This window comes from Arthrobacter sp. 05T410, assembly GCF_056396505.1.
This window is the reverse complement of the sequence record NZ_JBFTLP010000019.1, coordinates 65,778-77,910: the sequence shown is the minus strand read 5'-3', so window position 1 is coordinate 77,910 and position 12,133 is coordinate 65,778. Positions and strand designations below refer to the sequence as shown.

The 12,133-nt window shown below is 67.8% G+C and carries 13 protein-coding genes; 7 read left to right on the top strand and 6 right to left on the bottom strand.

Annotated elements, in window-relative coordinates; all coding sequences use genetic code 11:
- The 5 genes from AC1DFR_RS18180 to AC1DFR_RS18160 form a co-directional block, all read left to right on the top strand.
- The coding region (locus AC1DFR_RS18180; RefSeq protein ID WP_476874093.1) for a sugar phosphate isomerase/epimerase family protein at positions 1–808 on the top strand (808 nt) is incomplete at its 5' end.
- Positions 809–1,289: 481 nt separating this feature from the next.
- Entirely contained in the window at positions 1,290–2,393 is a 1,104-nt protein-coding gene (locus AC1DFR_RS18175; RefSeq protein WP_476874092.1) for a baeRF11 domain-containing protein, read from the top strand.
- A 66-nt stretch (positions 2,394–2,459) separates the two neighbouring features.
- Positions 2,460–2,996 carry an N-acetyltransferase family protein gene (locus AC1DFR_RS18170; protein WP_476850529.1) on the top strand — a complete coding sequence of 179 codons (537 nt, stop codon included), beginning with the start codon at positions 2,460–2,462 and terminating at the stop codon, positions 2,994–2,996.
- A 111-nt stretch (positions 2,997–3,107) separates the two neighbouring features.
- Positions 3,108–3,842, top strand: coding sequence for a DsbA family oxidoreductase (locus AC1DFR_RS18165; protein WP_476850528.1), 735 nt, complete (start codon positions 3,108–3,110; stop codon positions 3,840–3,842).
- Between the two features lie 130 nt (positions 3,843–3,972).
- Positions 3,973–5,295, top strand: coding sequence for a nicotinate phosphoribosyltransferase (locus tag AC1DFR_RS18160; RefSeq protein ID WP_476874091.1), 1,323 nt, complete (start codon positions 3,973–3,975; stop codon positions 5,293–5,295).
- A gap of 51 nt (positions 5,296–5,346) precedes the next feature.
- Here AC1DFR_RS18160 and AC1DFR_RS18155 read toward each other — a convergent pair whose 3' ends face one another.
- On the bottom strand, positions 5,347–5,889 hold the full coding sequence (locus AC1DFR_RS18155; RefSeq protein ID WP_476874090.1) for an ArsR/SmtB family transcription factor: 543 nt from the start codon (positions 5,887–5,889) through the stop codon (positions 5,347–5,349).
- Between the two features lie 74 nt (positions 5,890–5,963).
- On the opposite strand from AC1DFR_RS18155, the gene AC1DFR_RS18150 reads away from it, so the two are divergent.
- Positions 5,964–7,214 (top strand): MFS transporter, encoded by a 1,251-nt coding sequence (locus AC1DFR_RS18150; protein WP_476874089.1) that lies wholly within the window; start codon positions 5,964–5,966, stop codon positions 7,212–7,214.
- 58 nt (positions 7,215–7,272) lie between these two features.
- On the opposite strand, the gene AC1DFR_RS18145 is transcribed toward AC1DFR_RS18150, so the two are convergent.
- From AC1DFR_RS18145 to AC1DFR_RS18135, 3 genes are all read right to left on the bottom strand, one after another.
- The gene (locus tag AC1DFR_RS18145; protein ID WP_476874088.1) at positions 7,273–8,253 is read right to left on the bottom strand and encodes an aldo/keto reductase; all 981 of its coding nucleotides are present in this window, start codon (positions 8,251–8,253) and stop codon (positions 7,273–7,275) included.
- 188 nt (positions 8,254–8,441) lie between these two features.
- On the bottom strand, positions 8,442–9,305 hold the full coding sequence (locus tag AC1DFR_RS18140; protein ID WP_476874087.1) for an SDR family oxidoreductase: 864 nt from the start codon (positions 9,303–9,305) through the stop codon (positions 8,442–8,444).
- Complete coding sequence (locus AC1DFR_RS18135) at positions 9,298–10,266, bottom strand: helix-turn-helix transcriptional regulator (RefSeq protein ID WP_476874086.1); 969 nt, start codon at positions 10,264–10,266, stop codon at positions 9,298–9,300. The genes AC1DFR_RS18140 and AC1DFR_RS18135 overlap by 8 nt, the downstream gene beginning before the upstream one ends.
- A gap of 170 nt (positions 10,267–10,436) precedes the next feature.
- On the opposite strand from AC1DFR_RS18135, the gene AC1DFR_RS18130 reads away from it, so the two are divergent.
- Entirely contained in the window at positions 10,437–11,075 is a 639-nt protein-coding gene (locus AC1DFR_RS18130; protein WP_230008698.1) for a TetR/AcrR family transcriptional regulator, read from the top strand.
- A gap of 56 nt (positions 11,076–11,131) precedes the next feature.
- On the opposite strand, the gene AC1DFR_RS18125 is transcribed toward AC1DFR_RS18130, so the two are convergent.
- On the bottom strand, positions 11,132–11,809 hold the full coding sequence (locus AC1DFR_RS18125) for a LytR C-terminal domain-containing protein (protein WP_476860047.1): 678 nt from the start codon (positions 11,807–11,809) through the stop codon (positions 11,132–11,134).
- Positions 11,802–12,101: a type II toxin-antitoxin system VapB family antitoxin gene (locus AC1DFR_RS18120; protein WP_476874094.1), complete on the bottom strand. Its 300-nt coding sequence runs from the start codon at positions 12,099–12,101 to the stop codon at positions 11,802–11,804. The genes AC1DFR_RS18125 and AC1DFR_RS18120 overlap by 8 nt, the downstream gene beginning before the upstream one ends.
- Between the last annotated feature and the right edge of the window lie 32 nt (positions 12,102–12,133).

Here is a 12,133-nt window from a genome sequence, read left to right as displayed (position 1 = left end):
CCTCAAGGTCTGGGCCATCTCCAACCACCTCAAGGGCCAGGCGGTGTGCGATGACCCGATCGACTTCCGGCACGAGGCGATCGTCGGGGCCAGGGTCTGGGGCGACGGCGAGCCCGAAGGCGTCCGCCAACGCGCCGCAGAGGAAATGAAACACACCGCCCGGCTCGCCAAGGCCCTCGGCGTCGACACCGTGGTCGGGTTCACCGGATCCTCGATCTGGCAGTACGTCGCGATGTTCCCGCCCGTGCCGGAGAAGGTCATCGAGGCCGGCTACCAGGACTTCGCCGACCGCTGGAACCCCATCCTGGACGTCTTCGACGAAAACGGTGTCCGCTTCGCGCACGAGGTCCACCCCTCCGAGATCGCCTACGACTACTGGACCACCGTCCGGACCCTCGAGGCGATCGGGCACCGCGAGGCCTTCGGCCTGAACTGGGACCCCTCCCACTTCATGTGGCAGGGCATCGACCCCGTCTCCTTCATCTGGGACTTCAAGGACAGGATCTACCACGTGGACTGCAAGGACACGAAGCTGCGCCCCACCGGCCGGAACACCGTGCTGGGCTCGCACCTGCCCTGGGGCGACCCGCGCCGTGGCTGGGACTTCGTCTCCGCCGGCCGCGGCGACGTGCCCTGGGAATCGTCCTTCCGCGCCCTGGCCGCGATCGGCTACGACGGCCCCATCTCGATCGAATGGGAAGACGCGGGCATGGACCGGCTCCACGGCGCCCCCGAAGCCCTCGCCGCGCTGAAGAAGTTCGACTTCCCGGCCTCGAAAACCTCCTTCGACGCCGCGTTCAAGCAGTAGCGGGGCACGCCACAACGGCGGCACGGGCAGAATCCGCTACGTTTCCGGACACCTGGGACGAAACCGGTCCGGCGCACCGCGGATCCGCGCTGCGCCGGACCGATTCCGTGGCCCTGGTCCGATTCCGTAGCGAAACTCATCCGTCCACAGCTGTCATCGCCTGGAGCCTCGAGTGCCGGAACTCCCGGAAAACACCATCGCACCGCGGGAACTTCAGCACGGGCAGCGCTGCGAGGTCTGGATCGCGTCCGTCACCGGTGAGCGCGAGCTGGCGTTCCCCGCCGGGGACGTGCTCCTTGAGGCGCCGAACACCTCCCGAGTGCAAGTTCCGCCGACTGTTGACATGGGACTCCGAGCGGTCCGATGCTGAGCTGATCCGGTATTGCTTACCCCTCGGTGCGGCTTTGCGCATCGAGCAGGTGCAGGAACATTCCCCCTCCTCGTGCGACCCAGCCGAGAGATAGCAAAAAGGAGCACCCCCATGCACATCGATATGCCGACCCGGGACGACGTGGAACGGCTGGCCGCCGCGCGCGATCCACACAGCGTCACCGTGTATCTTTCGACGAGCAGCGTCCCTGCCCATTCGGAGGACAATCAGTCCAGAGCCCGGTCCTTGTTCAGTTCCGCCGTCGCACAGCTCCGCGAAGCGGGAAGCAACGACGCGGTCGTCGCGATAGAAACGTTTCTCGACGAGCTGCTGGGATCCCCGGAATTCTGGTTTGAGATGGGGCGGAGCCTGGCCATCTTCGTGACGCCGACTTCGATTCTCGAGTTCCGTTTGCCCAACGATCTCGAAGACCACGTAAGCGTGGCCGATCGTTTCGCCATCACACCGCTGCTCCGTGCCCTCACCTTCCCCAACGCGGCGCTCGTGCTCGCCATCTCCCAGAACGGGGCACGGCTCATCGAGGTCACGGCGGACCGACCGGCCGAAGAGATCACGGTACCGGGCATGCCACAGGGTGCAGCCAGTGCCGTCGGGCTCGAATCGATCGGCGGCCGCTCCCACTTCGGGCGGCTGCATGGCGACGAGGGACGAAAGGTACGGCTAGCCCAGTACGCCCGTTCCGTCGACCACGTACTTCGTCCATTGTTGAACGGGCAGTCCCTGCCGCTGGTGATCGCTGCGACGGAGCCGCTCGCGAGCATCTACCGCAACCTCGCAGGATACGCCCACCTCGCGTCCGAGGGCATCGAGGGGAACCCCGATGAACTGACCCCGGCCCAATTGGCGGAAGCGGCGCGTGGCGTACTTGACCGGATCTATGCGGCCGATCTTGTTGCCCTGCAAACGACGTTTGAAGAGCGTCGCCCCAGCGGCCGCGGCACCGCCGACCTCAGCGACTTGGCGCGGGCCGCCGCCTTCGGCGCCATTGCGACGCTTGCTGTGGACATGGATGCCAGTGTCAAAGGTGCTGTCGGAGACGACGGCGCGCTCACCCTTGACGGTGACACCGGACAGGACGTGGTCGAGGAAATCGCCCGTCGGGCCCTCGGCTCGGGCGCCCGGGTCTTCGCCGTGCGCCGATCCGACATGCCGGAAAATGTGGAGGCCGTCGGAATCCTCCGCTACGCCATCTGATATGTAGCCCCCAACCACGCCAGTTCTTGTTGATGCCCGGGCCCCGCCGCGGGCTAGGGTTTAGCTATGACGCACCGGATCCGGACAGCAACCGCGGACGACGCCGGGAAGCTGGCCGCACTCGCGGCCGTCACCTTCCCGCTCGCGTGCCCGCCGGAGTCCCGGCCGGAGGACATCGCGGCCCACCTCGCCAATACCCTGAGCGAGGCCAATTTCCGGGCCTATCTGGCAGATCCGGAGGTCACGGTGCTGGTGATCGACGCCGACGGTGACCTCCGCGGTTACAGCCTGCTGGTGGCCGGCCCTACCCGGGATCCTGACGTAGCCGCGGTCCTGAGCGAATTGCCGTGCACCGAGCTCAGCAAGTGCTACGTCCATCCCGAGCACCACGGACTCGGCGCCTCGGCCGAACTGATGCACGCCAGCATCGGCGCGGCTGCGGAAGCCGGCGCCCGCGGGCTCTGGCTCGGCGTGAACAGCCAAAACGCCCGCGCCATCCGGTTCTACGAAAAGTCCGGCTTCCGCAAGGTCGGCACTAAGTCCTTCCAGCTCGGCAACACCGTGGAGCACGACTTCGTGATGGAGCGCCCAGTCGCGCCGTGAGGCCGCGGGCGCCGGCCGGCCCTCAGCCGGGAGGACCCTTAGCCGTGGGGCCGTGACGAAGCCGACAGGCCGCCGGGGAATGGACCCGGCGGCGGCGCGGTTGTTGCGGGCATGAAGATTGAGATCTGGTCCGACGTCGCCTGCCCCTGGTGCTACATCGGCAAACGCCGTTTCGAAACCGCCCTCGCGGCCTTCCCGCACCGCGATTCCGTGGAGGTGCAGTGGCGCAGCTACCAGCTGGACCCCACGCTCCCGGAGCACTACGACGGCACCGAACTGGACTACCTGAGCACGCGCAAGGGCATGGCGCCGGCGCAGGTATCGCAGATGTTCGAGCACGTCGCGGCCCAGGCCAAGGGCGAGGGGCTGAACTACCGGTTCGACGCCGTCGTGGTCGCCAACAGCTTCACGGCCCACCGGCTGATCCACCTCGCCGCCGCCCACGGCCAGCAGGACGTCGCGAAGGAACGCCTGCTCAGCGACCACTTCGAGCATGGCAAGGACATCGGCAGCCAGGACTACCTGACCGCCCTGGGCCTGGACCTCGGACTCGACGCGGGCGAACTGGCGGAACTGTTCAGCACCGAGGCCTACGCCGACGCCGTCCGCAACGACATCGCCGAGGCCCGCGCCCTGGGCATCAGCGGCGTCCCGTTCTTCGTGATCGACCGGAAGTTCGGACTCTCCGGTGCCCAACCCGCCGAAACCTTCACCGCCGCCCTCGAGCAGGCGTGGCAGGACAGCCACCCGCTGGTCATGGTGGGCGCCGGCGCGGAGGCTGCGGACGCCACCACCGATTCCCCCGCGGAATCCGGCGCCTGCGGCCCGGACGGCTGCCCCGTCTGAGCCCGGCATCGTCGAAGTCGCCGGAAACTCCCGGACTCGCCGGAAGTTTCCGGCGCCTCGGGGCGTTTCCGGCGAACTCCCGGCACGGGCGGCGTCCTGCGGCTTCGGGCGGCCCGGCCTAGAGTGGATCATGGACACTTCGGCCGGACCGGACGGACCCCGGACCTCCCTGTTTACCGACCACTATGAGCTGACCATGTTCCAGGCGGCCCTCCACTCCGGGGCCGCGCACCGCCGGTCCATCTTCCAGGCCTTCGCCCGGGGACTGCCGGCCGGGCGCCGGTACGGGATCGTGGCCGGCACCGGCCGGCTCCTCGAGGGAATCGCGAACTTCCGCTTCAACGAGGACGACGTCGCCTTCCTGGCCGCCACCGGCGTGGTCCACGAGGACACCCTGGAGCATCTGGCCGCCTTCCGGTTCTCCGGCGACATCTGGGGCTATCCGGAAGGTGAAGCCTACTTCCCGCACTCCCCCGTCCTGATCGTCGAATCGACGTTCGCCGAGGCCTGCGTCCTGGAGACCTACGTCCTGTCGGTGCTGAACCATGACAGCGCCATCGCCTCGGCCGCATCCCGGATGACCAGCGCCGCCGGTGGCAGGCCCTGCATTGAGATGGGCTCCCGCCGCACCCACGAGGAAGCGGCCGCCGCGGCGGCCCGCGCGGCTGTCATCGCGGGCTTTTCCGGCACGTCCAACCTGGCCGCCGGGCGGCGTTACGGCCTGCGGACCATCGGCACCGCGGCCCACTCCTTCACCCTGCTCCACGACTCCGAGCGCGACGCCTTCGCGGCGCAGCTTGCCTCGCTCGGGTCCGGCACCACGCTGCTCGTGGACACGTACGACGTCGAACTGGCGGTCCGCACCGCCGTCGACCTCGCCGGAGACAAACTTGGGGCCATCCGGCTGGACTCCGGAGACCTCGTGGCCCAGGCACGGTGGGTCCGCGAACTCCTGGACAGCCTCGGCAACGTGCACACCAGGATCGTGGTGACCTCGGACCTGGACGAATTCGCCGTCGCCGCGCTCCGCTCCGCCCCGGCCGATTCCTATGGCATCGGCACGTCCCTGGTGACCGGATCCGGGGCGCCAACGGCCGGGATGGTCTACAAGCTGGTGAGCCGGGCCGGTGACTCCGGTGAGCTGGCTGCCGTGGCGAAGACCTCGAAGGACAAGATCAACATGGGCGGGCGCAAGTTCGCCGTGCGCCGTCTCGACGCCCGCGGCACCGCCACCCACGAGGTCCTCGGCGTGGACCACCCGCCGGCCGCCGGAAGAAACGGACGCCCCCTCCTGCACCAGTTCATGAAAGACGGCGAAATCCTGCCCGGCTGGACCGGCCCGGACGGGGTGGGGCGGGCGCGGGACCGGCACACGGCCTCCATGGCGGAGCTGCCCCGGGTGGTGGACAGGCTGCAGCCCGGCGAGCCGGCCATCCCCACCATCTACGAATAGAGCCCGCCAAGGCGGCGCAAGACCCAAATCCCGTTCCGGGAGGACGGCGACCTAGTCTGACGTCCGGTGCAGGACAAAGATGCCGCCGTAGGCGGGCTGGTCCAAGCGCTGCCGGTCACTGTCGGTGTATTCGCTCAGCACAGCGTGGATGCGCGTGGTGAGGTCCTCAGCATCTTCCTCGGAGAGGTGCAGAACGAAGCGTGAGAGGCTGGCGAGCGCGTCCGGTCCTGCTTCCGTCAGCTCTTCCCGGAACGCCTCGAGCGGGGCCAGCGGACCGGCGGGACCGGCTTCACTCAGTGCGGTGTCCAGCTTCCAGGACCGCCCCGTGGAACGATACGGCTTCTCCAGCGCGCCACTCCCGCCCGTGCGGACCCCGGCGGGTTCAAGGAACCCCGTTGAGAGCAACTGCCGCACGTGATAAAGCACCGTTCCCGGGTCCTGGCCCAGCCGGTCGGCGAGTTGTTTGTTGGTCAGCTCGTGGAGCCCGCACAGGCGCAGGATCCTCAGGCGCAGCGGATGGGCCAACGCCTTAATTTCCCGGGCGCTCGCGACGGGTTTTTTTTGGTCCGCGCTCGGCTGCTCTGCGTCCGTCATGTCCCAATCCTACAATCCGATGTACTGGATTCAATCACCTTGAATTTTCTCAATCACTGTGGAATGGTCCACCTATGACTAGTCACGCCGCGCAGGTGAAGGAACGGCATCGTGCGCCGCTGGGTGCGTCCTACTGGAAGCTGTGGACCTCGTCCGGGCTCTCGAACCTCGCGGACGGCGTCTTCAAGATCGCGCTGCCGCTGCTGGCCATTCAGTTCACCCAGTCACCCACCCTGGTTGCCGGACTGAGCGTCGCAGCGACGCTCCCCTGGCTCCTCTTCGCCCTCACTGCCGGCGCGCTGGCCGACCGGCTAGACCGGCGCAAGCTCATGTTGTGGGCCAACCTCAGCCGGGCGGTGCTGCCGGCCCTGCTGGCCGCCGTCGTGTTGCTGGATGTGGGCTCCGTTTGGGCTCTGTACGTTGTCGCATTGACGGTGGGTGTGGCTGAGACGCTCTACGACACCTCCGCGCAGTCGATCATGCCCCAGCTGGTGCACAGGGATCAGCTCTCGCGCGCCAACGGCCGGCTCTACGCCGTCGAGCTCACCACCAACCAGTTCATTGGTCCCCCGCTGGGCGGGCTGCTGGTGGCCATGGGCCTGGTTGCGGGCGTTGCCGTGCCGGCGGCCCTGTGGCTTGCGGCCGTCGGCGGCCTGCTCCTGGTCCCGGGGGCATTTCGCACAGAACGTGAGCAGAAAACGACACTGCGATTCGACATTGCTGAGGGGCTGCGGTTCCTCTGGAACCAGAAGATCCTGCGCACACTCGCGGTGATGACCGGGGTGTTCAACTTCGCATCCAGCGCGGCCTTCGCGGTCTTGGTGCTGTTTGCCGTGGGCCCGGCTTCACAGATGGGGCTGTCCGAAGTGGGGTTCGGCCTGCTTTTGACCACCTCCGCTCTCGGCGCCTTCGTTGGCTCGTTCATGTCCGAGCGGGTGGAGGCCAGGCTCGGCCGGTCCACGTCCCTGATGCTGACGATCTTCGGGGCCGCGCTGTTCGTAGGTGCGCCCGCCCTGACCGACAACCCCTATGTTCTTGGCCCAATCTTCTTCGTGGGCGGCATGCTGATCGTGCTTTGGAACGTCATCACCGTATCCCTGCGCCAGCGCATTACTCCCAACCGCTTGCTGGGCAGAGTCAACAGCGCCTACCGCCTGCTGGCGTGGGGCACCATGCCGCTTGGTGCAGCAGCCGGCGGTCTGCTGGCCCAATGGCTGGGCCTGCAGGTCATGTTCGGCATCATGGGAGTGCTGACGCTCGCGCTGCTGGGGATGATGCCCGTCCTCACGAACAAGGCAATGGCCGCGGCCGACGTCGAATCCTAAGTTGCTGCCAGGGGCGCGGATCGGGCATCCGCGCCCCTTGTTTGGTGCCGGGTTCCTGTCAGCTGTCGATCGAGGCCATGTTGGCCTCGTCGTGGCGTTCCCCCGCGGCGGGCCGGAGCGAGTTCAGCCGATCCAGCTGGTCACGGGTGAGTTCGATGCCGTCGGCCGCGGTGTTTTCCTCGACCCGGGAGACCCTGCGGGTGCCGGGGATCGGGGCGATGTCGATCCCGCGGGTCAGCAGCCACGCGAGGGCGGTCTGCGCGGGGGTCGCGCCGATCTCGGCGCCGATGGCCTTCACCTCGTCGACGATCGCGAGGTTGCGGCGGAAGTTCTCACCCGTGAACCGGGGGTTGGTCTTGCGCCAGTCGTCGTCGGCGAAGTCCTCGACGGAGCGGATCTGGCCGGTCAGCAGCCCGTGTCCGAGCGGCGAATACGGAACGAACCCAATTCCGAGGTCGCGCAGCAGCGGCAGGATCTCCGCCTCCACGTCCCGGGTCCACAGCGAGTACTCCGTCTGAAGGGCCGAGACCGGCTGCACGGCGTGTGCCCGGCGGATGGTCTCCGGGGAGGCCTCGGACAGCCCGAAGTGCAGCACCTTGCCCTCGGTGATCAGGTCCGCAACCGCGCCGGCCGTCTCCTCGATCGGGGTGTTCCGGTCGATCCGGTGCTGGTAGTACAGGTCGATGTGGTCGGTGCCGAGGCGCTTGAGGGAGCCCTCGACGGCGGCCCTCACGTTCGCCGCGCTGCTGTCGACCACGCCCGAGCCGCCGCCGGAATGGGAGACCAGGCCGAACTTCGTTGCAATCCTGACCTGATCGCGGCGTCCCTTGACGGCTTGGCCGACGATCTCCTCGCTCAGGAACGGCCCGTAGATCTCCGCGGTGTCGATGTGGGTGACCCCGAGGTCAAGGGCGCGGTGGATCGTCCGGATCGACTCCGCGTTATCCAGGGCGCCCTCGCTGGTGTAGGTGCCGGCCATGGTCATGGCGCCGAGTCCGATGCGGGAGACTTCCAGGCTTCCGAGGCGTGCGTTCTTCATGGTGTATTTCCTTTGGGTGTGGTTCCCCGGCCTGGAATGTGGGCATGGCCCACAGCGTGGCGAGGGTTTTTGGGCGGCCGGTAGCCATTGGCGTCCGGCGGGTATGTCGAGACTGGGTGGACGACGGCGGGAGGCTCCCGACGTCATCCGTTTGCCTGGGTGTCAGGCGTCGGTGTCAGGCGTCGGTGTCAGGCGTCGTCGTGGGCCAGGTTGCTGGAGAGCTCGCGGTGGGCGTCGGCCTGGGCCTGGAGTTCCTTGGCCCGGGCCTCAAAGACTCCAACGGCGTCCGCTCCGGCGGCGAAGCGCAGCGGCGGTTCATCCAGCTCCGCCAGTTGGATGAGGGCGACGGCGAGCTTGGCCGGGTCCCCGCCCTGAAGGCCGTTCATGCCTTTCCACGCGGTGACTGTCTGCTCGGTCCGCTCGGAATAGTCCCCGATAGTGGATGCCGCGTAGCTGGTGGATTCCGGGGTGAGGAGCTCGGTGCGGAAGAATCCCGGCTCAACGATCATGGTGCGGATTCCGAACGGCGCGACTTCGGGGGCCAGGGATTCGGCCCAGCCCTCCACACCGAACTTCGAGGCGGCGTAAGCAGAAAGGAACTCCCCGCCGGCGATGCCGGCGGTGGAGGAGATCGTGACCAGCAGGCCCGAGCGCTGGGCCCGCAGGACGGGCAGGGCCGCGCGGGTGACGTTTATGGGTCCGAACATGGTGGTTTCGATTTGGGCCCGGAAGTCCTCCGGGGTGATTTCCTCGAAGAACCCGGCGTAGAAGTTGCCGGCATTGTTTACGAGCACGTCGATCCGGCCGAACCGGTCCACGGCGGCGGCGATGGCGGCGGTGGCGTCGGCGGGGTTGGTGACGTCGAGTTTTACGGCCAGCAGGTTCTCGTTCTCCCCGACGGCCTGGGCGACCTTGTCGGGGTTGCGGCCGGTGGCGACGACTGTGTGGCCGGCGGCCAGGTCGGCCTTGGCGATGTCAATGCCCATACCGCGGCCTGCCCCGGTGATGAACCAGACTTTCTGTCCGGTCTTGGCGTCGTTGTGCTCAGTCATGTTCTGTCTTTCCTGGGTTGGGTGTTCCGGGCCGCGCGTGGGAGCGCAGATCCGGGATGGAAGGGTCGCTGGTTGCGGTTTTCGCCGGGGGCGATGCCGCCCAGCTGGCAAGGAACGCCAGCGCGATTTCGGATGCGGACCCCGGCTCTGCAGTGAAGGTGTACAGGGTTTGTCCCTCATCGCCGGGAAGGTCGAGCGTCTCGAACTGCAGCGACACGTCGCCGGCGACCGGATGGTGGAAGCGCTTGGTTCCCGTGGTGTGGATCCTTACGTCATGGCCGGCCCACAAGGCGGCGAAGTGCCCGCTGCGTGTGGTCAGCTCGCCGACCAGTTCGTTCAATGCGCGGTCATGGGGATTCCGTCCCGCTTCCGATCGGAGCATCGCCACCGTGGTGGCGGCGATTGCGGACCAATCGGGGAAGAAGTCCCCTGCCCCCGGATCGAGGAAGAGGTACCGCGCCTGGTTCGGCAGCTGGCCCGGAGCCTCCGGACCAGCGGCTGCTGTGGACTCGAACACCGGCCCGTACAGCGCGCGCCCCAAGGAGTTGGCGGCCAGCACGTCCGAGCGTCCGTTCTGCACCAGGGCGACCGCTCCGGTCATCCCGTCCAGCAAACGCAATACTCCGGGACGGACCCTCTGCTGCGGTGGCCGGCGCGCCGGCCGCCGGGATGACGGCGTGTTGGCCGTCCTGGCCAAGTCCATCAGATGTGTCCGCTCTGCCTCATCCAGCTGAAGGGCGGAGGCCACAGCGTCGAGGACCGAGTCCGAGACGCCGCGGATGCTGCCGCGTTCCAGCCGCGTGTAATAGTCCGTGCTTACCCCGGCGATCTGGGCCACTTCCTCCCGACGCAGCCCCGGAACGCGGCGCAGTTCGCCATAGTTGGGGAGCCCGGCCTGATCCGGGGTGATCTTCGCCCGGCGCGAGATCAGGAAGTCTCGGATTTCGTCTTTTCTGTCCACATCCACCACGCTACGCAGCCCGGACGGGCGGTGGCAGTGTCTATCAGACACCCCCAGTTGAGGCGGTGGATACAGGTGTGGCCCCTCAGAACCGGTCGATGTTCGTAGCCCGGCCGGGTCACAGTCCGCCGCCCGGCTGCTTTGGTGACAGATCGCGCTAAAGTGTGCGTATGCCTAGGATTTCGGCCGCGAGCAACGCCGCCCAACGTGCCGAGACCCAGCGTCGCATCCTGACCGCGTTCGGGGAACTTCTCTTCACCCACGGGCTCCCCGGCCTGACCATGACGGACGTCGCGCGCCATGCCCAGATCGGCCGGACCGCCGTCTACAACTACTACGCGGATATCGAAGAGCTCCTCATCGCCTACGCCCTGGATGAGACCGAGCGGTTCCTGCTCGATCTGCGCGAATCCCTCGATGCACTGGAGAACCCGGTGGAGCGCCTGGCCGTCTACGTCCGCGCCCAGGTGGAGGACCTGAGCCGGCGCCACCTGCCGCCGGGGCCGGCCATGGCGGCGGTGCTCTCGCCGTCGTCGTTCGCCAAACTGGCCGACCACGTGGGTGAGCTCAGCGTGCTCCTGCGTGGCATCCTGCGCGACGGCATGGCCCAGGGGTACCTGCCCGAGTCGGACATTGCCCAGCTGGCCCAGCTCATCCACGGCACGCTCTCCTCAAGCGCTGCGCGGGGCGACGGGGCGGGCCAGGACGCCGAGGCCGAGGCACGGCTCGCCCGGACGGTGCGGTTTGTCCAGCTGGGGGCCGGGGCGAGGTTTGACGACGCCGGCCAGCCGGTCCGCACCATCCGCTAGGCTGCGGCGCCTGGAGGCGGGAAGGCTGGAAGGCTGGAAGGCTGGAAGGCCGTGCCTTAGCCCGTGCCGGGCGTCGCCGTGGGTACGGCGGGCAGCGTGGCCTCATCCACGATGCGCCGGTTCTCGCGGGGGCAGCTGAGCTGGCCCGGCGTCTGGTCCACGAGTTCCGGCTTGGCCAGTTCCTTGAAGTCGCCGGTAATGATCACGTCCACGCTCGGGTCAGCGCGGCCGTCCTGGACATAGTCCGAGCCGGGCACGTGGCGCTGGACGCTGAAGGCGGCCGACTGGCCGGCGGCACCGGAGACCACCAGCGCCACGCCGCGGTAGCTCGACGTCGTGTTCCCCACGGCACCCACCAGGAACTTCCGGGCGGCAAGCTGGTCGGCCACGCTCCGGGCCAGGCCCGGCCGGCTCGTGGAGTTGTAGATATTGACGTGGACCTTCTCCGGCGTCGCGTAGTCGTAGGTGGCCGCCGGGCACACCGACACTGCCGCCTTGCTCCGCTCCGCCCCGGGGATCTTGATCTGGCCGTTCATGATGGCGAGGGCCACCACGATCGCGGCCACGATCAGGCCGACAAGCATCACCAGCACAACGCCGTGCAGGATCCTGCGCCGCAGGCGGTGGGGGTTCTCTGCCGTATCGTCCTGCTCCACGAACGTGGCCCTCAGCTCGGAGCCACTGATGACGCGGTGCCCGTGCAGGACTCTGACGTCTGGCGGCTTCCTAGCCACTTATCACGAGGACCCGCGCGTGGATTGCGGTGCGCTGGTGCAGCGCGGTGCGGACTGCCCGGTGCAGGCCGTCTTCAAGGTAGAGGACGCCGCGGTATTCCACGACGTGCGGAAAGAGGTCGCCGAAAAACGTGGAGTCCTCGGCCAACAGGGCTTCAAGGTCCAGTGTGCGCTTCGTGGTCACCAGCTCATCAAGCCGGACAGGACGCGGGGGCAGGGCCGCCCAGTCCTTGGGCGTGGTGTAACCATGGTCGGGGTACGGGCGTCCCTCGCCCACAGCTTTGAATATCACCATGCCAGCCTAGGGAACTTGGACGCCCGAAG

Bases quoted from the DNA above. Each gene is read 5' to 3' on its own strand.
- AC1DFR_RS18175 (WP_476874092.1), top strand. From the start codon at position 1,290: ATGCACATCGATATGCCGACCCGGGACGACGTGGAACGGCTGGCCGCC.
- AC1DFR_RS18170 (WP_476850529.1), top strand. From the start codon at position 2,460: ATGACGCACCGGATCCGGACAGCAACCGCGGACGACGCCGGGAAGCTG.
- AC1DFR_RS18165 (WP_476850528.1), top strand. From the start codon at position 3,108: ATGAAGATTGAGATCTGGTCCGACGTCGCCTGCCCCTGGTGCTACATC.
- AC1DFR_RS18160 (WP_476874091.1), top strand. From the start codon at position 3,973: ATGGACACTTCGGCCGGACCGGACGGACCCCGGACCTCCCTGTTTACC.
- AC1DFR_RS18155 (WP_476874090.1), bottom strand. From the start codon at position 5,889: ATGACGGACGCAGAGCAGCCGAGCGCGGACCAAAAAAAACCCGTCGCG.
- AC1DFR_RS18150 (WP_476874089.1), top strand. From the start codon at position 5,964: ATGACTAGTCACGCCGCGCAGGTGAAGGAACGGCATCGTGCGCCGCTG.
- AC1DFR_RS18145 (WP_476874088.1), bottom strand. From the start codon at position 8,253: ATGAAGAACGCACGCCTCGGAAGCCTGGAAGTCTCCCGCATCGGACTC.
- AC1DFR_RS18140 (WP_476874087.1), bottom strand. From the start codon at position 9,305: ATGACTGAGCACAACGACGCCAAGACCGGACAGAAAGTCTGGTTCATC.
- AC1DFR_RS18130 (WP_230008698.1), top strand. From the start codon at position 10,437: ATGCCTAGGATTTCGGCCGCGAGCAACGCCGCCCAACGTGCCGAGACC.